This window comes from Ramlibacter sp. MAHUQ-53, assembly GCF_052600055.1.
In genome coordinates, this window is record NZ_JBQWTS010000001.1 from 250,467 (window position 1) to 273,074 (window position 22,608).

General features: G+C 70.7%; 15 protein-coding genes. 6 read left to right on the forward strand and 9 right to left on the reverse strand.

Annotation, left to right across the window (positions count from 1 at the left end; translation table 11 throughout):
* Nucleotides 1-83 precede the first annotated feature (83 nt).
* From ACT80S_RS01180 to ACT80S_RS01190, 3 genes are read right to left on the reverse strand one after another with little or no spacing between them, the layout of a single operon-like run.
* Nucleotides 84-1,601, reverse strand: a complete 1,518-nt coding sequence (locus ACT80S_RS01180; protein ID WP_377411624.1) for a tripartite tricarboxylate transporter permease — start codon at nt 1,599-1,601, stop codon at nt 84-86.
* The gene (locus tag ACT80S_RS01185) at nt 1,601-2,110 is read right to left on the reverse strand and encodes a tripartite tricarboxylate transporter TctB family protein (protein WP_377411626.1); all 510 of its coding nucleotides are present in this window, start codon (nt 2,108-2,110) and stop codon (nt 1,601-1,603) included. Before ACT80S_RS01185 ends, ACT80S_RS01180 begins: the two co-directional genes overlap by 1 nt.
* Nucleotides 2,111-2,114: 4 nt before the next feature.
* The gene (locus ACT80S_RS01190) at nt 2,115-3,074 is read right to left on the reverse strand and encodes a Bug family tripartite tricarboxylate transporter substrate binding protein (RefSeq protein WP_377411628.1); all 960 of its coding nucleotides are present in this window, start codon (nt 3,072-3,074) and stop codon (nt 2,115-2,117) included.
* 118 nt (nt 3,075-3,192) lie between these two features.
* Here ACT80S_RS01190 and ACT80S_RS01195 point away from each other — a divergent pair, with 118 nt between their 5' ends.
* From ACT80S_RS01195 to ACT80S_RS01205, 3 genes are read left to right on the forward strand one after another with little or no spacing between them, the layout of a single operon-like run.
* Nucleotides 3,193-3,870 (forward strand): response regulator transcription factor, encoded by a 678-nt coding sequence (locus tag ACT80S_RS01195; RefSeq protein WP_377411630.1) that lies wholly within the window; start codon nt 3,193-3,195, stop codon nt 3,868-3,870.
* Nucleotides 3,871-3,900: 30 nt separating this feature from the next.
* Nucleotides 3,901-5,331 carry a sensor histidine kinase gene (locus tag ACT80S_RS01200; RefSeq protein WP_377412598.1) on the forward strand — a complete coding sequence of 477 codons (1,431 nt, stop codon included), beginning with the start codon at nt 3,901-3,903 and terminating at the stop codon, nt 5,329-5,331.
* Between the two features lie 15 nt (nt 5,332-5,346).
* Nucleotides 5,347-5,760, forward strand: a complete 414-nt coding sequence (locus ACT80S_RS01205; RefSeq protein WP_377411632.1) for an RNA-binding S4 domain-containing protein — start codon at nt 5,347-5,349, stop codon at nt 5,758-5,760.
* A gap of 34 nt (nt 5,761-5,794) precedes the next feature.
* On the opposite strand, the gene ACT80S_RS01210 is transcribed toward ACT80S_RS01205, so the two are convergent.
* Both ACT80S_RS01210 and ACT80S_RS01215 read right to left on the reverse strand, forming a co-directional pair.
* A complete protein-coding gene (locus ACT80S_RS01210; RefSeq protein ID WP_377411634.1) occupies nt 5,795-7,567 on the reverse strand; it encodes an ATP-binding response regulator in 1,773 nt (590 codons plus the stop codon).
* Nucleotides 7,568-7,607: 40 nt separating this feature from the next.
* Nucleotides 7,608-8,222 (reverse strand): LuxR C-terminal-related transcriptional regulator, encoded by a 615-nt coding sequence (locus ACT80S_RS01215; RefSeq protein WP_377411636.1) that lies wholly within the window; start codon nt 8,220-8,222, stop codon nt 7,608-7,610.
* A 182-nt stretch (nt 8,223-8,404) separates the two neighbouring features.
* Between ACT80S_RS01215 and ACT80S_RS01220 the strand changes: the two genes are divergently transcribed.
* On the forward strand, nt 8,405-9,280 hold the full coding sequence (locus ACT80S_RS01220; protein ID WP_377411638.1) for an ion transporter: 876 nt from the start codon (nt 8,405-8,407) through the stop codon (nt 9,278-9,280).
* Nucleotides 9,281-9,379: 99 nt separating this feature from the next.
* A complete protein-coding gene (locus ACT80S_RS01225; protein ID WP_377411640.1) occupies nt 9,380-10,372 on the forward strand; it encodes a tripartite tricarboxylate transporter substrate binding protein in 993 nt (330 codons plus the stop codon).
* A 22-nt stretch (nt 10,373-10,394) separates the two neighbouring features.
* Here ACT80S_RS01225 and ACT80S_RS01230 read toward each other — a convergent pair whose 3' ends face one another.
* Together ACT80S_RS01230 and ACT80S_RS01235 are read right to left on the reverse strand one after the other, a co-directional pair.
* Complete coding sequence (locus tag ACT80S_RS01230; protein WP_377411642.1) at nt 10,395-11,576, reverse strand: ABC transporter substrate-binding protein; 1,182 nt, start codon at nt 11,574-11,576, stop codon at nt 10,395-10,397.
* A 51-nt stretch (nt 11,577-11,627) separates the two neighbouring features.
* Nucleotides 11,628-12,713: a Rieske 2Fe-2S domain-containing protein gene (locus ACT80S_RS01235; protein WP_377411644.1), complete on the reverse strand. Its 1,086-nt coding sequence runs from the start codon at nt 12,711-12,713 to the stop codon at nt 11,628-11,630.
* Nucleotides 12,714-12,803: 90 nt separating this feature from the next.
* On the opposite strand from ACT80S_RS01235, the gene ACT80S_RS01240 reads away from it, so the two are divergent.
* The gene (locus ACT80S_RS01240; RefSeq protein WP_377411646.1) at nt 12,804-13,751 is read left to right on the forward strand and encodes a LysR family transcriptional regulator; all 948 of its coding nucleotides are present in this window, start codon (nt 12,804-12,806) and stop codon (nt 13,749-13,751) included.
* Here ACT80S_RS01240 and ACT80S_RS01245 read toward each other — a convergent pair.
* Nucleotides 13,715-14,491, reverse strand: a complete 777-nt coding sequence (locus tag ACT80S_RS01245) for a hypothetical protein (protein WP_377411648.1) — start codon at nt 14,489-14,491, stop codon at nt 13,715-13,717. The genes ACT80S_RS01240 and ACT80S_RS01245 overlap by 37 nt on opposite strands.
* Nucleotides 14,492-14,528: 37 nt before the next feature.
* Nucleotides 14,529-22,601 (reverse strand): tandem-95 repeat protein, encoded by an 8,073-nt coding sequence (locus tag ACT80S_RS01250; protein WP_377411650.1) that lies wholly within the window; start codon nt 22,599-22,601, stop codon nt 14,529-14,531.
* Nucleotides 22,602-22,608 lie beyond the last annotated feature (7 nt).

Sequence of the window (22,608 nt, forward strand, 5' to 3'; positions counted from 1 at the left end):
GATCCTACGTGCGCCGCATGACAGTTGTCATGCCGGCGCCAACAACTTGCGTTGTGTTTGCGCTGCGTCAGTCGCCTGCGTGGTCACGCGGTCATTCCCTCGCGCAGCTGCCGCCGCGAGGCGTAGAAGTGGAACAGGCGCGGCAGCAGCAGCACGGCGGCGATCACGATGACCAGGAACACCGACATCGGCCGCTGCAGGAACACCATCGCGCTGCCCTCGCCGATCGAGACCGCGTTGCGAAGCTGGGCCTCGGCCAGCGGGCCCAGGATCATGCCCACCAGCACCGGCGCGGTGGGGAAGTCGAAGCGGCGCATCACCACCCCCAGCAGGCCCACGCCCCAGAGCAGCACCAGGTCGAACGCGCTCTGGCGCATGCCGTAGGCGCCCACCGTGGCGAAGATCAGGATGCCGGCGTACAGCTGCGGCTTGGGGATCTTCAGCAGCTTCACCCACACCTTCACCAGCGGCAGGTTCAGCACCAGCAGCATCACGTTGCCGATGTACAGCGAGGCGATCAGCGCCCAGACCAGGGCGGCCGAGGCGGTGAACAGCTGCGGGCCGGGCTGGATGCCGTAGTTCTGGAAGGCGCCCAGCAGGATGGCCGTGGTGTTGGAGGTGGGAATGCCCAGCGTGAGCAGCGGGATCATGGCCGCGGTCACGGTGGCATTGTTCGCCGCCTCGGGGCCGGCCACGCCCTCGATCGCGCCCTTGGTGCCGAATTCCGCCTTGTCCTCGCCCTTGGCCAGCTTCTTCTCCACGGCGTACGACAGGAAGGTGGGGATCTCGGTGCCGCCGGCCGGGATGCAGCCGAAGGGCGTGCCGATGACGGTGCCGCGGATCCATGCGGGCAGGGAGCGGCGCCAGTCGCGGGCCGACATGTAGACGCGGCTCATGGTGTTCTGCGTCTCGACCTGGCGGCCCTCGTACAGGGCGAAGTAGATCACCTCGGCCACCGCGAACAGGCCCACGGCCACCAGCACGATCTCCACGCCATCGAGCAGCTCGGGCACGCCCATCGTGTAGCGCGCCTGGCCGGAGATCTGGTCCAGGCCGACGCAGCCCAGGGCCAGGCCGGCGAACAGCGCGGTCATGCCGCGCAGCGTGCTCTTGCCCAGCACCGCGCTGACCGTGGTGAAGGCCAGCGCCATCAGCAGGAAATACTCCGGCGGGCCGAGCTTGACCGCGAACTCCGCGACGAAGGGCGCGAACAGCGTGACCACCACGGTGGCCACCGTGCCGGCGACGAAGGAGCCGATCGCGGCGGTGGCCAGCGCCGCGCCGGCGCGGCCGCTGCGGGCCATCCGGTTGCCCTCCATCGCGGTGACCATGGAGGCGGTCTCGCCCGGCGAGTTCAGCAGGATCGAGGTGGTCGAGCCGCCGTACATGGCGCCGTAGTAGATGCCCGAGAAGAAGATCATCGAGGCGGTGATGTCCACCTTGGCCGTGATCGGCAGCAGCATGGCCACGGCCACCGCGGGGCCGATGCCGGGCAGCACGCCGACGGCGGTGCCCAGGGCGCAGCCCACCAGGGCCCACAGCAGGTTGACGGGGGTGATCGCGGTGGCGAAGCCCGAGAGCAGTGCGTTGAAGATGTCCATCACAGCCACCCGGTCTGCGTGAGGCCCGGCAGGTTGATCGCCAGGAATTGCGTGAAGGCCCAGAACACCGGCGCGGAGATCGCCAGGCCCGAGAGCAGGTCGATGGCCAGCACCGCGGGCGCCGAGGCCGCCTGGCCGCTGGCGCGGCGCAGGCCCTGCACCGCCAGCAGGTAGCACAGCGCGCAGGAAAGGATGAAGCCGATGGTGGTGATCAGGGCCGCATTGGCCAGCAGGCCGGCGGACACCCACACCCCGCCGGGCCACCAGGCGGCGTCACCGCCCGAGGGCGCGTCCATCTCGCGGAAGCCGCCGGTGCGCGCCTCGCGCACGATCAGCAGGCCGCAGGCGGTGAGCACGCCGGCCACCAGCCAGGGCAGGAAGTTGGGGCCGACGCCGGCATAGCCGGCCTCGCCCGGGATCTGCAGGGCGCCGGCCGCCAGGGCCAGCCCGAGCAGCGTGACGCCGGCGCCGACCAGGGTCTGCGCCAGGCGGGTCGAATCGCTCGCCATGGGGTCAGATCATCCCGGACTTGACCATGGTGGCGCGCAGGCTGGCGAACTCGTCGTCGACGAACTTGTCGAAGGCCGCGCCGGACAGGACCGCGGGGGTCCAGCCGTTCTTGTCCAGGGCTTCCTGCCAGGACTTGGTCTTGAGGGCCGCCAGCACCATGTCGGTCAGCGCCTTGCGCTGGGCGTCGGTGATGCCCGGGGCGCCGTAGACGCCGCGCCAGTTGCCGATCACGACGTCGATGCCCTGCTCCTTGAGCGTGGGCACGTCGATGCCCTTGAGGCGGGCGGCCGAGGTCACGCCGATGGTCTTCATCTTGCCGGCGGTGATGTACTCGGCGAACTCCGAGTAGCCCGAGCCGCCGACGGTGACGTTGCCGCCCAGGATGGCGGCGGTGGCCTCGCCGCCCCCGCGGAAGGCGACGTAGTTGATCTTGGCCGGGTCCACGCCCACGGCGCGGGCGATCATGGCCGCCGCGATGTGCTCGGTGGAGCCGCGCGAGCCGCCGCCCCACTTCACGCTGCCGGGATCCTTCTTCAGCTGGGCGACCACGTCGGCCATGGACTTGAAGGGCGAGTTGGCGGGCAGCACGAACACGTTGTATTCGCTGGTCAGGCGGGCGATGGGGGTGGCCTGCGACAGGTTCACCGGCGGCTTGCCGGTGATGATGCCGCCCAGCATCACCGCGCCCATGACCATCAGCGCGTTCGGGTCGCCCTTGCTGGCGTTGACGAACTGGGCCAGGCCCAGCGCGCCGGCGGCGCCGCCCTTGTTGTCGAAGGTCACGTTGTCGGCGGCCTTGGCCTCGATCAGGGCCTTGCCCAGGGCGCGGCCGGTGGTGTCCCAGCCGCCGCCGGGGTTGGCGGGGATCATCATCTTGACGCTGGGGGCGGCGCTGGCGGACAGCGGCAGCGCGCCGGTGGCGGCCAGGGCGGCCAGGGACTTGAGGAAGGTGTCTCGACGCATGGATGTCTCCAGTGGATTGACTACCCCGCGATCGTGGAAGGCCCCGCTGTCAATCGGCTGTCGCGGGCATCAGGGAAACTACGCAGCCCCGGGGCGCTAACCTCGGGCCCTCGGCCCCATGAAACTCCTGCTCGTCGAAGACGACCCCACCCTGCGCGACACCCTGGAGCGCGCCCTCTCGCGGCGCGGCCTGCAGGTCGCCACCTGCGGCGACGGCCCCGGTGCGCTGGCGCGCTGGCAGGCCGCGCCGCCGGATGTCGTGGTGCTGGACCTGAGCCTGCCGGGGCTGGACGGCCTGCAGGTGCTGGAGCGTGCCCGCGCCGCCGGCCTGGCCACGCCGGTGTTGATCCTGACTGCGCGAGGCACGGTGGGCGACCGGGTGCTGGGGCTGAACGCCGGCGCCGACGACTACCTGCCCAAGCCCTTCGACCTCGACGAGCTCGAGGCCCGCCTGCGCGCCCTCGCCCGCCGCCGCGCCGAGCCGGCCGCGGCGGCGCCGGCCTCGCGCATCGAGGTCGGCGGGCTGGCCTTCGACAAGGACAGCGGCGCCTTCTACCACGCCGGCCAGGTCCTCGAGCTGACCCCGCGCGAGGCCGCCCTGCTGCAGGCCCTGGTGGCGCGCCCCGGCCACGCAGTGGCGAAGGAGCGGCTGTTCGAGCTGGTGTTCCCCGGCGCCACCGACGTGCAGTACGAGGCGGTGGAGGTGGTGGTCTACCGCCTGCGCAAGAAGCTCGCCCCCACCGGCGTGAACCTCATGACCCTGCGCGGGCTGGGCTACCTGCTCAAGGCGGCCTGAGCGGCCGCGGCACCCGTGTCACCCGTGGCGATCGGACACCCCGCCTCCCTGCGCCGCCAGCTGCTGGTCGGCATCCTCGTGCCGGTGGTGGTCCTCCTGGCCGTTTCCGGCGCGATGCTGTACCAGCGCGCCCTGGCCGCCGCCAACACCGCCTACGACCGCACGCTGCTGGCCTCGGCCAAGGTGATCGGCGAGCAGCTGGACGTGACCGGCTACGACCGCGACGCCCGGCTGCATGCGCGGGTGCCCTACTCCGCGCTCGAGGCCTTCGAGGCGGACAACCAGAGCCAGATCTTCTACCGCGTCTCCAACCTGCAGGGCGAGCTGGTCTCCGGCTACGGCGACCTGCCGTTCTGGCGCGGCGAGCTGCCGGTGCGCCCGCCCTACGCCGCCCTCGTCGACTTCTACGACGACCGCTTCCGCAGCGACGCCGTGCGCGTGGCGGTGCTGCTGCAGCCGGTGGCCGGCCCGCAGGGGCGCGGCATGGCGGTGGTGCAGGTGGCCGAAACCCTGGAGTTGCGCCAGGCGCTGGCCCGGCAGATCCTGGTGGACACGCTGTGGCGCCAGGCGCTGGTGCTGGCGGTGATCGCCGCGGTGGTGGTGGTGGCGGTGCAGCGCGCCACCCGCCCGGTGCGGCTGCTGTCCTCGCAGCTGCAGCAGCGGCCCGAGGACGACCTCACGCCCCTGCAGGTGGAAGGCGCGCCGCGCGAGCTGCGGCCGCTGCTGGAGGCCACCAACGCGGTAATGCGCCGGCTGGCCCACCTGCTGGAGCACCAGAAGCGCTTCGTGCGCGACGCCGCGCACCAGCTGCGCACCCCCCTGGCGGTGCTGAAGGTCCAGGCCCAGTCGGCCCTGCGTGGCGACGAGCCCCCACTGCAGGCCCTGGCCGCGATCCACCAGACGGTGGACCGGGCCACCGCCCTGGCCAACCAGATGCTGTCGCTGGCCAAGGTCGAACAGCTGCGGCACCAGGCCCCGGCCGCGCCGGTGGACCTGGGCGAGGCGGTGCGCAGCGTGGCGCTGGAGCTGTCGCCGCTGGTGGCCGAGAAGGACCTGGACTTCGAGCTGTCCACCCGGCCCGCCCCGGTCCTGGCCCACGAGTGGATGCTGCGCGAGCTGGCCCGCAACCTCCTGCACAACGCGATCCGCCACAGCCCCCCGGGCGGCCGGCTGGCGGTGCGGGTGGTGGCCGACGGGCGATGGTGCGCCCTGGCCATCGCCGACGACGGCCCGGGCATCGCGCCCGAGCTGCGCGAGCGCCTGTTCCAGCCTTTCTCCCCGGGCCAGGCCGGCTCCGGCTCGGGCCTGGGGCTGGCGATCTGCCAGGAGATCGTGCGCGCGCTCGGCGGCAGCATCGCGCTGGACAACCGCGAAGCCCACGGCCGGGTCCACGGGCTGGACGCCTCGGCCCGCCTGCCGCTCGCGCCCGCCGCGGACAAGGCAGCGGACAATGGGGCCTGAGACCAACCTGCACGCATGGACCGCCTTCGCATCGACAAGTGGCTGTGGGCCGCACGCTTCTACAAGACCCGGGCCCTGGCCGTGGAGGAGATCGGCCGCGGCCGGGTCGAGGTCAACGGCCAGGTGGCCAAGCCAGCGCGCGAGGTCAAGCCCGGCGACACGGTGTCGGTGCGGCGCGAGGCCGTGACCCGCGTGGTCGTGGTGCGCGGCATCTCCTCGGTGCGCGGGCCGGCGCCGGTGGCGCAGCAGCTGTACGAGGAGACAGCCGAGAGCATCGCCGCGCGCGAGCAGGCCGCCGAGCAGCGCCGATTCGCGCGCGAGCCGGCCCTGGCGATCGAGCATGGCCGGCCCACCAAACGCGAGCGCCGCGACCTCGACGAGGCGCAACGCGGCTGGGACGATCGCTGGTCCGCGTCGCTGGACGACTGAGAAGCTGTGAATGAATCCGGCAGGCCGGCGAACCTCAGCGCGCCGGCGGCGCGCCGAGCACCTGCTCGATGGCGTCCATCACGCGCTGGAACGAGATCGGCTTGTGCAGCACCGGCACGTGCAGCTCACGGAAGTGGGCGATGTGCGCGGGCGAGGTGTCGGCCGTCACGATGATGGCGGGGATGTCTCGGTTGAAGTTCTCCCGCAGCATCTGGATCGCGGCTTCGCCCGTGCCATCGGTGAGGCGGAAGTCGCTGAGGATGAAGTCGATCGAGTCGACCTCGGCCAGTGCCGCCTGCATGCGCTTCGGGTCCTCGGGCAGCAGCAGCACCCGGGCGCCGCGCTGCGACAGGGTCTGGCGGTAGGCCTCGGCGATGTTGGCGTCGTCCTCGATGACGGCGATGGTCTTGCCCTCGAGCGTGACGCGGGCGCCCGGGGCCGCCTCCCCGGCTGCGGGCGGCAGCTCGGGACGCTGCACCGAGACCGGCATCGCCGTGATCACGCGGAACAGCGAGCCCTCGCCCACGCGCGACTCGAGCTCGATGCGCGCGTTCAGCAGATCGCACAGGCGCTTGACGATGGACAGGCCCAGCCCCAGCCCGTCGTGACGGCTGCGCGTCCCGCTCACGCGGTAGAACTCGGTGAAGATATGCGCCTGGTCCTCCGCGCTGATGCCGCAGCCGGTGTCTTGCACCTCGACCACCAGGCGGTCGTCCTTGGAGAGGAAGCGCACCTCGACCCGGCCGAACGCGGTGTAGTAGATGCCGTTGGTGATCAAGTTGAGGAGCAGTTGGCGCAGCAGCTTCTCGTCGCCCACCGCCCAGGCCTCGGGGCATTCCACCAGGAACCGGATGCCCTGGTCGTCGGCGAGCGGGGCGCCCACCTGCTCCAGCGCGCCAGCCAGGGCGCGCAGGCGGAACGGCTCGTCCTTCGCGGTGAAGGTGAAGGCGTCGAGCTTGCTCACGTCCAGCAGCGACTCGAACATCTGGTTCAGGTTGCTGACGCTGCTGCGGATCTTGCCGAGGACGACGCGGGCGGCCTCGGGCAAGCGGGCGAGGTCCAGCGACTCGAGGTAGAAGTTGACCGCATGCATCGGCTGGCGCAGGTCGTGGCTGGCCGAGGCGATGAAGCGCGACTTGGCCACGTTGGCCGACACCGAGGCATCGCGCTCGGCCACCAGCTCCTGGTACAGGGACTCGTTGCGCAGGCGCTGCCTGAGCGAGTCCTGGTAGGTACGGGCGAACCGTTTCGAGATGCCCAGCACCGAGATGAACAGGGTGGCCACCCCCACCGAGAACGGCCAGGGGAAGCCGTTATGCGGCCAGAAGGCGGCGGCGATGGCAGGCAGGAAGATCGGCAGGCACATCGCCAGGAAGGTCGGCCGGTGCACGCCGTAGCCGAACATGCTGGAGAACATCGCGCCGGTGGTGACGTACATGTACATCAGCCGGTTCACCATGCCCAGGTCCGGGGTCAGGATGATCCAGCCCAGGCCCCAGCCCACGCCGATGAGGCCCACGCACCAGGTGGTGGTGCGCATGCTGGCCACCGGGTCGTCGATGCGCGCCGGGTCGGTCTCGAGCTGGCGCGCCAGCACGTAGCGGGCGATGCCGGCGGCGATCATGTACACCAGCCACAGGCCGAAGCGCACCGGGTCGGCCTCGTCCCAGAACAGGGGCACGGTGAGCAGCGGTGCGACGAAGTTGGCCACCGTCGTCGAACGCACCGCGCTGGCGAGGTACGACGAGGTCTCGCGCGCGATGTACTGCGCCTCGTGGCCGGTGTCCGGCGGCGGCGGGGGGGGCATGGGCAAGGCGGGGGACGGGGACTCGGGCGCCGTGGCGGGCTCAGATCAGCTGGTGTTCCTGGGCCTTGAGCACGGCCTGCGTGCGGTTGAAGACCCGAAGCTCCTTGAAGATCTGATTCACGTGGATCTTCACCGTCTGCTCGCTGATCTGGAGCTGGCCGGCGATGATCTTGTTCGGGTGGCCGCGGCCGATCAGGGCCAGCACCTCCATCTGGCGGCTGGTCAGGCGGAACCGCTCGGGCGCGGGTGCGGCTTCCTGCGGCAAGGCGTGCAGGCGCAGCAGCTCGGTGAGCCGGCGGCCGATGGCGTCGCTGGTGCTGTTCTTGGAGATGAACAGGCTGGCACCCGCGGCCAGGGTGCGCGCCTCCCAGACCTTCTCCTCCAGCCCGGAGATCGCGACCACGTGCTCCACGCGCTGCGCCGCCTTGAAGGCCCGGATGCCCGCCAGCCCGCTCAGGCCGGGCATGAGGATGTCCAGGATCACCGTCCAGCGCACGCCCGCGGGCGAAGCCTCCACGATCTCCAGGCCCTCGCCCGCGCTGGCAGCCGCGGCCACGCGAAGGCCGGACGGTTCGAATTGGGTACGCAGCTTCTCGCTGAGCGCGTCGCGGTACACGGGATGGTCGTCGACGACCAGGATCCCCGGTTGGCTCATGATGGTTCTTCCTCTGACGACGATCGTACGTTCCCATGATGTCAACGCACAATCCCACAAGAGTTGTGCGCGGGCGGCATCTGCAATACGAAGGCACTCCTCGCACGTCAGTTCGGGGTCAGCGCGCTGGCAACCGCGCGCGGCGCTGGCCAGGCCGCAGCGCAAGCTGGCACACTGGCCGTGTGACCTCCTCCCCGACCATCTCCTCCTCCACCCGCCTGCGGATGCAGCGGGTGATCTTCGGCTCCGACACGCCCGCGGGCCGCGCCTTCGACCTCGTGCTGATGGCGATGATCGTGGCGTCGGTATTGGTGGTCGTCCTGGACAGCATCGAGCCGATCTCCGCGCCGCACGCGCAGGCCTTCTCCATCGCCGAGTGGTTCTTCACCGTGGTGTTCTCGCTGGAATACGCGGCGCGCCTGTACTGCGCCCCGGCCCGCCTGCGCTACGCCACCAGCTTCTTCGGCCTGGTGGACCTGGTCTCGGTGCTCCCGAGCTACCTGGCGCTGTTCTTCCCCGAGCTGCACGCGCTGCTGGACGTGCGCATCCTGCGCATGCTGCGGATCTTCCGGGTGCTGAAGCTCACCTCGTACCTGGTGGAGTTCCGCTACCTGGGCGTGGCGCTGGCCGCCAGCCGCCGCAAGATCCTGGTCTTCCTGGCCACGGTCTCGGCGGTGGTGCTGGTCATGGGCACGGTGATGTACGTGGTGGAGGGGCCGGGCAACGGCTTCACCAGCATCCCCACCGGGGTGTATTGGGCCATCACCACGATGACCACCGTCGGCTTCGGCGACATCACGCCCAAGAGCGACCTGGGCCGCGCGATCGCCTCGGTGATGATGCTCATGGGATGGGGCGTGCTGGCGGTGCCCACCGGCATCGTGACCGCCGCGATGGTGCAGCGCGCCGGCGGCCCGGGCACGCCGGGCGCGGCCGGCCTGCGCGTTGGGCTGCGCTGCACCCACTGCGGCGGCGGGGACCTCGCGGCGACCGACCGGTTCTGCCGGCACTGCGGGATCCCGCTGGCAGGCCCGGCGGGCGAGGCGCTGGAGCCCTAGGGCCTGCGGGCTTGCCCGGGTACGCAGGCACGGGCCCCGCGTTTAGATTGGCGGGTGCATGCAACCGCGCCACGCGCGCCTCACGACCCTCCCGCCACCATGACGCCCACCCTGCCCCGCCGCCTGCGCCGGCTCGCCCTCGCCCTCCCGCTCGCCCTGGCCTTTGCCGCCCTTCCCGCCGCGGCGCAGGTGGCCGGCTACCCGAACAAGCCGGTCAAGCTGATCGTCACCTTCCCGCCCGGCGGCACGCCCGACATCTACGGCCGCCTGATCGCCCAGGAGCTGACCGCGCTGTGGAAGCAGTCGGTGGTGGTGGAGAACAAGACCGGCGCCAGCGGCACCATCGGCACCGACTTCGTGGCCAAGGCCGCCCCGGACGGCTACACCCTCACCTTCGCCTCGGACGCGCCGATCACCATCGTGCCGAACCTGATGGCGGGCATCCCCTACAACTCGCAGAAGGACCTCACGCCCATCGTCAACGTGGCCTCGGGCCCCTTCGTGCTGATGGCGCACCCGGCCTTCCCGGCGAACGACGTGAAGGGCCTGATCGCACTGGCCCGGCAGCAGCCCGGCAAGATCAGCTATGCCTCCTCCGGCGCGGGCGGGCAGCAGCACCTGTCGATGGAGCTGGTCAAGCACCAGGCCGGCGTGGACATCGCGCACGTGCCCTACAAGGGCTTCGGCCAGGGCGTGAACGACGTGATGGCGGGCCATGTGCCGCTGATCTTCGGCGGTATCAGCGCGGCGGCCCAGATCACCAAGGGCGGCAAGCTCAAGGCCCTGGGCGTGACCAGCGCGAAGCGCTCGCGCGCCCTGCCCGAGGTGCCGGCGATCGCGGAGGCGCTGCCCGGGTTCCGCGTGGAGGCCTGGTACGGGCTCATGGGCCCGGCCGGCATGCCGCCGGAGCTGGTGCGCAAGATCCGCGACGACGTCGCTTCCATCGTGCGCCGCCCCGACTTCCAGGCCCGCATCGCGGCCGACGCGATGGAGCCGATCGCCAACACCCCCGAGCAGTTCGCCGCGCAGATCCGCGAGGACCTGCAGGAATGGGGCAAGCTGCTGAAGGCGGCGCAGATCAAGGTCGACTGAAGTCCCCTGCGGCGCCGGGTCCTCAGCGCGTGCGCGGGTCGCGCACGTCCTTCTGCTCCTGGAACTCGATGCTGTAAAGCTCGCCGTCCTGGCGCTCCACCTTGCGGATGTAGATGCTCTGGACGATGTCGCGCGTATTGGCGTCGATGTAGATCTGGCCGCGCGGGCTCTCGAAGATCTGGCCCTTCATCGCGGCCAGCAGCGCGTCGCCATCGGTCTTGCCGCCGGTCTTGCGCAGGGCCTCGTAGATCACGTGCATGCCGTCGTAGGCGAACACGGCCACCGCGTTGGGACGCAGGTTGTTATTGAGCTTGCGGAAGTCAGCGACGAACTTCTTGTTCTTCGCCGAGGGGTGGGCCGTGGAGTACGGGTAGGAGGTGACCACGCCCAGGGCGACGTCGCCCATCTCGTTGACCAGGTCGTCGTCCACCACCTCGCCGGTGCCGATGATGCGGATGCCCGCCTTGGACAGGCCGCGGTCGGCGAACTGCTTCATCACCTGGGTGCCCACGCCCGAGGGCACGAAGACGAAGACGGCGTCGGGCGAGAGGTCGCGCACCCGCTGCAGGAAGGGCGCGAAGTCCGGGTTGCGCAGGGGCACGCGGATCGACTCCAGCACGCGCCCGCCGTTGAACGAGAAGCGGTCGCGGAAGGTGCGCTCGGCGTCGTGGCCGGGGCCGTAGTCGGCCACCAGGGTCACGGCCTTCTGGATGCCGTTCTTCGGCGCCCAGTCGGCGATGCCCAGGGTGATCTGGGGCAGGGTCATCGAGGTGCGCACCATGTACGGCGAGGCGTCGATCACCGAGGAGGTGGCGGCCAGCATGTTCACCATCGGCACCTTGGCCTGCGTGGCCAGGGGCGCGGTCACCAGGGCCAGCGGGGTCAGGCCGAAGCCGGCGAGCACATGCACCTTCTGGTTCACCAGCAGCTCCTGCGCGAGGCGCTTGGTGTTGTCCGGCGTGCCGCCGTCGTCACGCAGGATCAGCTCGATCTTCTTGTTGCCGACCTTGCTGCCGTTCTGCGCCATGTACAGCCTGACCGCCGCCTCCATCTGCTTGCCCGTGGAGGCGAAGGGGCCGGTCATGGGCGCGAGCATGCCGATGCGCAGCGTGTCGTCGGCCTGGGCCCAGGCCGGCAGGGAAGCGCCCAGGCCGGCGGCCAGGGCGGATTGCAGCAGTTGCCGCTTGCTGAGGGAAGGGGTCATGGGTGTCTCCGTGTCGTTGTTGTCGTGGGGGTCGCGGGCGGTGCCGGGTGTTCAGGCCTCGAGCTGCGCCAGCCGCAGCAGGATCTTGCGCATCGCCAGGCCCGGGCGGTCCGGGCCGAAACTCAGCTCGGGCGGCGCGTGGCCGAGGTCGTCGTAGGTCTGCTGGATCCAGTTCAGGGCCTCCTCGTCCTGCGCATAGGCGGTCTGGGACTGCTCGCGCAGGAAGTCGCTGGCGTGGGCGTCGTCGAGGTCGAAGTCGCGGCTGTTGAACCACCAGTAGTGGATGCTGTTCCGGCGCTCCGGCGTGAACAGGTGCGTGATGTTCACGCGGAACTCGGCGGGCCGCCCCGGCGCGGGCGACGGGTCGACGATGCGGGCATGGGCGATGTGGCCGGCCGGCGACTCGAAGCGGCTGTCCGAGTAGCGGTCCACCCGCTTGCCCCCGAGCTTCATCGGCGTGTCGTAGATGCCGGGCGGGGGCGAGTCGTGCAGCGTGCGCAGGATGAAGACGCGGTCGCCCTCGGCGCGGAAGTCCAGCGTGGAGCGCGCGTACTCCGGCGTGCCCACCGCGCCGGGGTGGAGGATGCCGAAGTGCGTCTGGTCAAGGAGGTTCTCGTGCATGGCCACGTAGTTCGACTGGATGCGGAACTGCCCCTGCACGGTGGCCCAGGCCGGGTCGGCCAGCCAGGAGGTGTCGGGGATCTTCGCGGGGTCGGCCAGGGCCGGGTCCCCCATCCACACCCACACCAGCGGGAAGCGCTCCACCGCGGGGTAGCTGGCCACCCGCGCGTGGCTGGGGCAATTGGGCAGCGAGGGCATGCCCTCGCACTGGCCCGAGGGCGCATACGACATGCCGTGGTAGCCGCAGACGATGTTGTCGCCCACCAGGCGACTCCGGGACAGCGGGAAGGAGCGGTGCGCGCAGCGGTTGTTCAGGACCACCGGCGTGCCGTCCTCGCGGCGATAGAGGACCACGGTGGTCCCGAGCAGGGTGCGCTCCAGCAGCGTGCGGCCCACCTCGTCGGAGCGGGCGGCCACGTACCAGCAGTTGCGGACCAGGGGGGTCAGGTGGTCGGCCATCTGCAGGCCGGGCCGGGGGGCCGCGGCGGCGGCCGGGCGGGTGGGCGTGTCTTGCATCGCGGGCGTGTCTCCAAGGGTGGGTGCGAGGCAATTTACGTCAATGCAGGAGAATGAGTGCCGCTCAATTTCGTTTAATTTGATCGCGCCATGGAATCAATCGACGACCTCAAGCCGCTGCGCGCCTTCCTCGCCGTGCTGCAGGCGGGCAGCTTCGTGCAGGCGGCGCGGCAGCTGCACGTGGTGCCCTCGGTGGTGGCCAAGCGCATCGCGCAGCTGGAGGCGGCGCTGGGGGTGCGGCTGTTCGAGCGCACCACGCGCAGGGTGCAGGTGACGGCGGCCGGCGAGCGCCTGCGGGCGCGGGCCGCCGCCCTGCTCGCGGGCATGGAGGAACTGGCGCTGGAGGTCGCGGCCCGGGACGGGCAGGAGGCGCCGCACGGCCACCTGCGGGTGATGGCGCCGGCCACCCTGACCACCCTGCACCTGGGGCCGCTGTTCGCGCGCTTCCTGCAGCAGCACCCGGGGATCACGATGGAGGTGGTGCTGGGCAACCGCTCCACCAACCCGCTGGAGGACGGCTTCGACCTGATCGTCAGCGGCCGGCTCGCCAGCTACGAGGGCGTGGTGCAGCGCCCGCTGGCGCCGATCCACTACGCGCTGTGCGCCGCCCCGGCCTACCTGCGCGAGGCGCCGGCGCTGGAGCATCCGGCGGACCTGGCAAGGCATGCGTGCCTGGTGTTCGAGCCGCTGGGGCGCAACTGGGTCTTCCAGTCCACCCGGGGCGCGCTGCATGTGGACGTGCCGGCCCGCCTGCTGGTGGACGACAACCGCGCGGTGCTGAGTGCGGCCCTGCTGGGCCTGGGCATCGCCATGCTCCCGCGCTACATCGCCGGCGAGGCGCTGGCGCGCGGCGAGCTGCGGCCGCTGCTGCCGGCCTACCCGCCGCAGGAGGCCTGGTTCAAGGCCTTCATCCCGCGGCGCAAGGCCGGCCTGCCGCCGGTGGCGGCGCTGTGCGACTGGCTGGAGGCGCAGATGCCGGGGATCGACGCCCCGGCGCGGGCTCAGTCGAAGGCGAAGCGCACGCCGACGAGGAGCTGATCGACCGAGCGGGCGCCCCAGGTCGTCTTCGGCAGGCCGCCGCCGGTGGTGGCGTCGGGCAGCCAGACGCGGCCGGCCTGCAGCACCAGCTGCGCGCTCTCCGACAGCTGCCGCTCGGCCTGCAGCTTCACCTGGAAGGCGACGCCGGAGCCGCTGGCGCTGGCCAGGCAGTTGCAGGGCGCGAGCGCGCTGGCGTCGGGGACGGTGACGCGGGCGAAGCCCACGCCCGCCCCGAGCCAGGCGCGCCACAGGGGCGTGAAGCGGCGCTTGCCCCGCTCCTCGGATTCCCAGACGCGGCCCGCGCCGTTCAGGAACAGGGCCGAGGCGCGCACCGTGTCACCGGGGCGCACGGTCAGCGCGCCCAGGGAGACCTGCTCGCGCTTGGCCGAGCCCGACCAGAATTCGCCCTCGAGGCGCCAGGGCGTGCGCTCGTCGTCGTCGCGCTCGCCGCCGAGCCACTGGCGGCCCACGGCCAGCGAGTACACCGTGCCGGCGCCGAGGCTGGCCTGGCCGCTCAGGTTGACGCCGGCGCCGAGGGCGAGGTCCACGTCCTGGCTGCCGCTGCGGCCCTGGCCCACCTGGGCCTGGCCGTACCAGAAGGTCTCCTGGCGCTCACGCTCGGCCTTCTCCTGCGGCCCGAGCCTGGGGGCGGCCGCGAACGCGGCGCCCGTCACCGCAGCCAGCGCCAGCGCGATGCCGGCGCGAGTCCAGAGGCCCATTGATTTGCCCGTTGCTTTCATGTCGATCTCGATTCGGGTGGTTTGGCGGACGGCGTGATCAGGATGCCACGCCGACAAGGGTGACATTGTCGGCGGAAGCGAACAGGTAGGCCGCGCCCAGGTCCACGTAGCCCTGGGCCAGCAGCCCGAGCTTCTCGGCGGCGGCCTGGCCCATGACCTGGGTCACGCCCGCGCCGTTCAGGTAGGTGTGGACGTCGAAGACACCCTGGCCCGCGGGCAGGACGTTGCCCAGGACCACCTCGGGACGCTCCACGTAGCAGGCATAGGGCGGCGCCACGTCGGCACGGCCGTAGAACCAGTCGCCCGTGAGCACGTTCTGCCAGGCCTTGAGCGGCACCGTGCCCGGGGTGCCGGGGTCGGCGGCGTAGAACTGCACCTGGGCCGCGAGCGTGGCACTGGTCGGCGCGTTGGGCAGGGGCCGGTCGTCGGCGGAACCGGCGGGCGTGGCGGACAGGGTCCGGTCGCCCACGGTGCCGGTGGCGGCGTAATAGATGGGGACACCCCGGTCGGTGACGAAGACCGTCACCGACTGCACGCTCTTCGCGCCGGCGGCGTTGGTCGCCTCGACCTGCAGCAGGTAGCTGTTGTTGTGGTCCGCGTCGAGCGGTGCCTCGTAGTCGGGAGCGGCCTTGAAGACCAGCTGGCCGTCCGGGGCGATGCTGAACTGGCCGGCCTCGCTGCCGCCGCTCACCTTCCAGGTCACCGGCTCGTTGGCGGTGAAGCGGGTGACCGGCACCGTGCCCTCGGGCACGGTCTTCTCGCTGGCGGCCGCGCCAGGGCCGCCGGAGGGGCCGGTGATGAGGGGGCCGGTCAGGGCCAGCAGGCCGGGGTCGACGATGGTGCCGTTGACCACGCCGTCCTCGTCACCGGGGCCGCCGTCGGTGAGGGTCAGCACGATGCGGTCGATGCGGCCGTCGCCGTTCGTGTCGAGCAGGGCCGCGCCATCGACGAGGCCGAACTGCGCGGCGGGGTTGGTGAAGTCCTTCCAGGTGCGGGTCGTGGCGTTGTACTTCAGGTAGGCGTTGGCCTGGACCCCGGCGGGCAGGTCGATCACGGTCTGCGTCTGCAGGCCCGGGCGCACGTCGATGTCGGTGAGCTGGCCGCCGGCGACCGAGGTGACGCTGAACTTGTACAGGTCCGAGACGGCGCGCGTGCCGGTGGGCAGCGGCGCGCCCGCGGGCAGCGGCGCCAGGCTGATGCCGACCAGCTGCGCGCCGGCATCCAGCGCCACGCCGCCGGGCTGCGACGCGTCCGGGCGGCCGGCCAGGATGGCGCCGAAGGTGGCGTCGGGCGCGTTGCGACCCTGCAGGAAGTCCGCATAGGAAGTCACCGGCAGCTGGGCGACGTTGTTCTGCTCCCAGTCCAGGATGCCGTCGTCGTTGAAGTCGCCGCCGTTGGCGGACAGCTCGATCGAGGGGGCCACGCCGTCGCGGTCGGTGACGATGGTCACGGTGACCGGCGCCGAGGCGACCACGTTGCCCTGGGCGTCGAGGATCTGCGCCGTGTAGGTGTAGACGCCATCATCGAGCTGGCCGGTGGGCACGTTGATCTTGCCGGACTGGGCCTCGGTGGTGGTGACGGTGGCCGAGCCGATCACGGCGCCCGACGGGTCCACCAGGCGCGCGGTGCGACCGGGCTGCAGGTAGGTGCCGCCGTTGAGCGTGAACTGCGGCTCGGTGATGCGGGTCACGTTGTCCAGCGCGCCGGTGTCGGTGGTGGGGTCGAGGTTGGCGGTGAACGGGGGCGGCGCCGGCGGGGGCGGCGGCGGGGGCGGCGGGGGCGCGGCGGCGTCGGTGTTCAGGCCGGTGGTCGTCGTGCCGGTGGGGGCGTTCGTGGTCGGGTCGAAGGTGTAGATGACCCCGCCGCCCGTGTCGTCGATGGTCGCCGTGCCGGTGGTGGCGCGGCCGCCGGTGTTCGTCGCGGCGAGGGTGAAGGTCTGGTCGCCCTCGGCCGCCGTGTCGTTGACGAGGGTGGTGCGGACGTACAGCAGGTTGCCCGCGGGGATCAACGCCCAGCTGTTCGTGGTGTAGGCCACCCACCCGTTGGTGGCGTGCCAGTACTCCAGGCCGGTGCCATAGTCCACCGAGCCGTCGGTGGGCGTGGTGGCGCCGCCGAGGGCCGTGCCGTTGGCCAGGGCGAGCTTCGCCAGCTGGCCGGCGATGCCGGTCACCTCGAAGACGGCGTGCGTGGAGGCTTCGTTGACCCGGATGGAGTTGACGCCCAGCGCCCGGTCGTCGTCGAGGTTGGCCGGGGTGGTGTCGGTCAGCGGCGTCGTCGCGTTGGTGGGGTTGCCGGCGGGGTAGATCGTGCCGTTGCCGTCGTCGACGATGGTGGCCGTGCCGGAGGCGATCGCCGTGCCGTTGGACACGCGCAGCTGGAAGGTTTCATTCGCCTCGTTGACCGCCGGGGAGTCCTGCTCCGCCTGGATGTCGATGCGCACCAGCAGCGTGCCGTTGGCCGGGACCACCACCGAGGAGGAGTAGGTGGACCACTGGCTGGTGGCCGCGTTCCAGTACTTGATCGGCTGGGTCTGGTCGATGTCGGCGAAGCCGGCGCCGCTGCCCTCGACCACCGTCAGCGTGAGCGAGCTGCCCGCGACCGCGTTCACCACGAACACGGCGTAGGGCGAGGCCTCGTTCACCGTGGGGCTGGAGACGCCGATGCTGCTGTCGTCGTCCTTCGTGCTGGAGGAGTCCGTCGCCGGTGCGCCGCCGCTGAAATCGCCGGTGTACAGGGTGCCGTTGCCGGCGTCGACGATCGCGACCTCCGCGGAGGACGCGGGTGCGGGCGTCGCGCCGGCACCCACCGTGCCGGTGAGGCTGAAGGTCTCGGACACCTCATACGAGCCATCGGCCTCGCTGGTGATGTTGACCCGCACGTAGAAGGTGCCGGTGCCACCGCCCAGCGTGCCCGGGACGACCGGGGGCGCGTCCGCGCTGTAGGCCTTCCAGGTCGTGCCGTTGGTGGAGTACTGGATCGTGAAGCCGGTGGTGGTGGCCTGGGTCGTGCCCGAGCCCGCCACACCGAGCAGGATCGGCGCACCCTGCGAGCCGTCGACCTTGAACATCGCCCAGGTCGAGCCTTCGTTCACCGGGCCGTAGCCGGTCACGGTGACCGCGAGGTCGTTGTCCAGCGTGCCGGTGTTGTCGACCGCGCCGGTGATGTTGTCCGGGTACTTGCTGCCCGTACCGTCGTCGACGATGACGATGGTGCCGCTGACAGTCTGGCCGCCCGTGGTGGTCGCCAGCACACCCAGGGTCTCGGGGCCCTCGTAGACGGCGTCGTCCTTGATCGCGACGCGCACCAGCAGGGAGGTGCCGGTGAGGGTGACCCACTCGCCGGTGGTGTACTTCACCCAGCCCGCGCCGTTGTAGACCTCGACTTCGGTCGTGCCGCTGTTGTTGGTGAGCAGGCCATGGTCCGCATCGACGGCGGAGCCGTTGACGAGACTGAGCTGGACCTTCTGGCCCGCGGCGCCGGTGACCTTGAGCACGCCGTAGGGCGAGTCCTCGTTCACCACGATGCCGTTGAGGGTGGCGTCGTTGGGGTCGGTGATGGTGAGCGGGCGGTCGTCGTCCAGGGGGTCGGTGAAGTTGGACGGCGTCAGGCTGGTCGCGTCCTCCAGGTAGATGTCACCCTGGCCGTCGTCCCTGATCGTCCCGGTGCCGTTGTGGGCCGTCGCGGCCTGGTTCCTGGCGGTCAGCGTGAGGGTTTCCGAGCCTTCGTCGAGCTTGTCCTGCAGCACCGCCAGGCGCACCGGGGTGGTGGCCGAGGGCAGCTTGAAGAAGCTGCCGGCGGTGTAATTCACCCAGCCGGTGACAGCGCCGGCGTAGTACTGCAGCTTGGGCAGCGCGTCGAGGCCGAGGGTGGCGGAAACGCCCGCGACGGAGAGCTGGACATACTGCCCCTGGACACCCGCCACCGTGAACATCAGGTACGGCGAGGCCTCGTTGACGGTGGAGCCGGTGACCGTCAGGGGCCGGTTGTCCGCGTCGACCGTGAGGGTCACGGTGTCGAGGTCGGTGAGGCCGCCGGAATCGCGGGTCTGGATCCGCAGCTGGTCGTTGCCGCTGAACAGGTCGTTGGCGGTGTATTGCAGCGTGGCCAGGACGGCGTTGAGGTTGTCCTTGTCGGTGCCGGTCAGGGTCAGCGTGCCGGTGCCCGAGCCGCTGACCGTGACGCCGGTGCCAGCGGTGGCGGCCAGGGTGCCGTGGGACACGCTCAGGACCACGGTGGACAGGCTGTTCTCGACGTCGGCCACGGTGATGGCGTTGCCGTTGCCGCTGTTGAACGCGAGCGTCGTGGTGAAGGCCGTGGTGGGCGTGGCGTTCAGCACCTGCGTGGCCGGCACGGTATTCACCGGCGGGTCGTTCACCGGGGTCACGTTGACCGTGGTGGTGTAGGCCGAGGCGCTGTAGGTGGTGCCGTCATGCACCTTGAAGCCGAAGGTGGTGTAGGCGGTGCCGTTCTCGTTGGCGTCCGGCACGAAGCGCAGCTTGCCGGCGGTGATGTCGGCGGCGGTGAACTCGGCGTTGGCCAGGATGTCTTCCCAGCTGCTGGTGCCGCTGTTGTAGGCCTGCAGCTTGCCGTCGGCCGGCAGCGTCGTGACCTGGACCTTGGCCAGCGCGTCGCCATCGACATCGGCGAAGGTGCCGAAGTCGGAGAGGGCCAGGACGATGGGCGTGTCTTCCGGGGTGGTGACCAGGTCGACGCTGCCTCCGGGAGCATCCGTCGAAGCCGTGACGGTCGGCGCGTCGTTGGCGGGCTGGATGGTCAGGGACAGGGTGGCCGAGGCGCCCGAGGTGGCGAGCACATAGGTGGCCACCGGCACCGCGCCGGTGTAGTCGTCGACCGGGTTGAAGGTGAAGGAGCCGTTCGCGTTGATCGTCAGGACGCCAACGCCCGAGACGGTCAGGGAAGAGCCGGCGCTGGCCGACTGCCCGTTCCACTTGAACGAGGCGACAGCGCTGCCCGTGGGCATCGAGCCGTTCACCAGGTCGTTGGTGAGGACGCTGGTGGCGCCCGAGACATAGGTCCCGGAGTCTTCCGCCACCGTCACGGTGTCGTCGGCGAGGACGGCATTCGTCGTTCCGTTGACCGTGATGCGCAGGATGGCGGCGTCGGTGCAGGTGCCGTCGGACAGCGTGTAGGCGAAGGCCTCGACGTACGACTGGTTGTCGGTCAGCGCGTTGCTGGTCAGGGTGTACGTGTAGCCGCCGTTGGCAGCGAAGGTGAGCGTGCCGTACTTGCCGGTGAGGGTAGTGCCCGCAGTCGCGGTGAAGCTGAGAGATGCCCCGCTCCAGGACACAGCCTGGTCCAGGGTAACTGCCGTCACCTGGCCGCTGCCATCCGTGGTGATAGCCGTGACCTGACGGGTGGTGGTCCCGTCCGAGACGGACATCCCGGCGCTGATGGCACCCGTGATGGACGACACGTTAACCGTCGTCGAAGAGGGACTCACGGTGCCGGCATAAGCCGTGGTCTTGTAGTTGCCGGAGGCATCCGAGTTCGCGGAAAAACCGATGTACCGTGAAGCCCCGGTGGTGGCAAAGACCTTGCCTTGGTCGTTCGAAGCTAGGGCGTTGGGGTAGTTCAGGGTCACGTAGCCATTCGCGTCCTTGGCGGACACGGTGACGGGCTGCCCGGAAACCGTCAGCAGTACCGCGTCCGTTCCCAGGGTACGCGTGGTGGCGCTGTTGTCCGCATCCCAGAAAACGTAGTCCCCGACGCTCACCGAACTCGATGCCGCGACCTGGTACGAGGCATTGCCCTGCGAAGATCCAGTCGCCGCGGCGGTGGAGGACACCACGGTGAGGGTGGGCGAAGTGTCCGGGTCCGTGTCGTTGGTGATCACGTTGCCCGTCGCCATCCCGTAGTTGCCGCCCGACAGGGCCCGCTCCTGCAGGGAGTCGACATCGTCCACCGCATCCGGCGCATCGTTCGAGCCCTTGATGACGGCCGTCAGGGTGGCCGTCGCCGTGCTGCTGCCGTCGGACACGGTGTACGAGAAGGTCTCGGTCAGCAGGTCGCCCGCGCGAAGCTTCTGGACCGTGGTGTTCGTGTTGGCGGGCAGGTAGATATAGGACCCGTCCGCCCCGATGCGCAGCGAGCCATACAGGCCCGTCACGGTCGCATAGTTGGAGACCGAGGTGCTTCCCGCGGTGACAGCCTTCGAATCGTTGGCCGCAATGCTGGCCGCGGCGGTCACCGTCAGCGTGGTGCCGGTGTCGACGTCGGTGTCGTTCGTGCGCACGTTGCCGGACTGGTTGGAGCCGGCGTTCGTGAGCGTGGCGCCCGACTGGTCGGTGCCGGTGACGTGGCAGCCCGACTCCACGGCGAAGGCGGCATAGGTGCCGCCGGAGATGGTGTTGTCGTTGTTGGCAACCGGCGCATCGTTCACCGGGGTGACGTTGACCGTCACGGTGTAGGAGGAGGCGCTGTAGGTGGTGCCGTCGCTCACCTTGAAAGTGAAGGTCGCGTACGGGCTGCCGTTCTCGTTGGCGTCCGGCACGAAGCGCAGCTTGCCGGCAGTGATGTTCGCGGCGGTCACTTCCAGGCCCGTCGCCGAGACGTTGGTGAAGCCCGAGCCGCTGTCGTACTGCAGGCGGCCGTCGGTGGGCAGGCCGGTGATCTGGAGCTTGACCAGGGCGTCGCCGTCGACATCGGCGAAGGTGCCGAAGTCCGACAGGGCCAGGACGATGGGCGTGTCTTCCGGCGTGGTGACGAGGTCCGCGCTGCCGGCCGGCGCGCCGGCCGCGGCGGTCACCGTGGGCGCATCGTTCACCGGCGTGATGGACAGCGACAGCGTGGCGCTGGACGTCAGGCCCCAGGGGTCGGCCACCGTGTACGTGAACACCGGCACCGGGCCGGTGTAGTTCGCCTCCGGGGTAAACGTCCAGGTGCCATTGGAGGCCAGGGTGAAGCTGCCGACGCCGGAGATGCTGGCCGAGCCGGCCGTGGAGGTGGTCACGGTCACGGAGTTGGTCGTGCCGTTCACCGTGTAGGTGAAGCCGGTGACGACCAGCGTGTCGCCATTGGCGTCCGTGTCGTTGGTCAGCACGCTGCCGGTGGCGTTCACCGCGTCTTCGTTGAGGGTGGCCGTATCGTTCTTCGCCACCGGCCCGGAGTTGACCGGGATCAGCGAGTTCAGCGCCGTGTCCACCCGGTCCGACGAGGAGCCGATGCTGCCCGAGCTGAAGGCGCTCTCCTTGCCCGGCACCGCCAGGATGTAGCCCGTGTTCTGCGCGGTGTTGCCGTCGGCGTCCGCGTTGCCGTCGGCCTGCGCCAGCGCCAGCGAGGTGAAGTCGCTGTCGGTCCACATGTAGAAGCCGACGACCTGGCCGCCCACCTTGATCGGCCGGCTGATCCAGCCGTAGACCGGCTGGGCCAGGCCCGGGATGGTCAGGGTGGCCGAGACGTCGTTGCCGGTGAAGGTGCGGCTGGTGGTGCCGTCCACGATCGTGCCGTCCGCCGCGCTGAACAGCGGCGTGGCGTAGTTGAACGTGTGGTTGTTGCTTTCCTTGTCCGCCGTGTTGGTGACCTGCCAGACCTGGCTGAAGGTGAAGCTGGCGAGCTGGTGGTCCCAGGCCGCCAGCACCGGCGCCGCGAACGGCACCTGGGGCGCGCCCTCACCTTCGCCGTCCAGGCGCCAGAGCCGCTCCTCGCCCACCCGGCCCAGCGGGCGGTCGCTCGCGAAGACCTGCGCCCCGGTCAGGCGCGCCAGGGTGCGCACCAGCGCCGAGCCCTGCCCCACCGAGCAGGACCACAGCGCGATGCGGCGAACGTTCCAGCCGGCCACCAGGTGCGCCTGCGCGCGCAGGGCCGCGGCGTCGACCCAGTGCCCGCCGAGGCGGAAACCTTCGCGGCGGCCGTGGGCGACGATGTGCAGGACATCGACCGACTCCCCCGCCAGCGCCAGGCTGATCGCGCGCACCGGGTCCGCGACCTCCCCCACCCGCAGCACGGGCGCCTGGGCGCCCTCCAGCAGCCTGCCGATGTCGGTGGCCAGGCCGTCGGCAAGGATCAACTCGCGCGCGTGTTCAGGCATCAGCGCGGACCGTGAGGCGGGACGCGGGGTGGAGGACGTAGCGTGCGGGTACAGGCTGTTCATGGAGGAG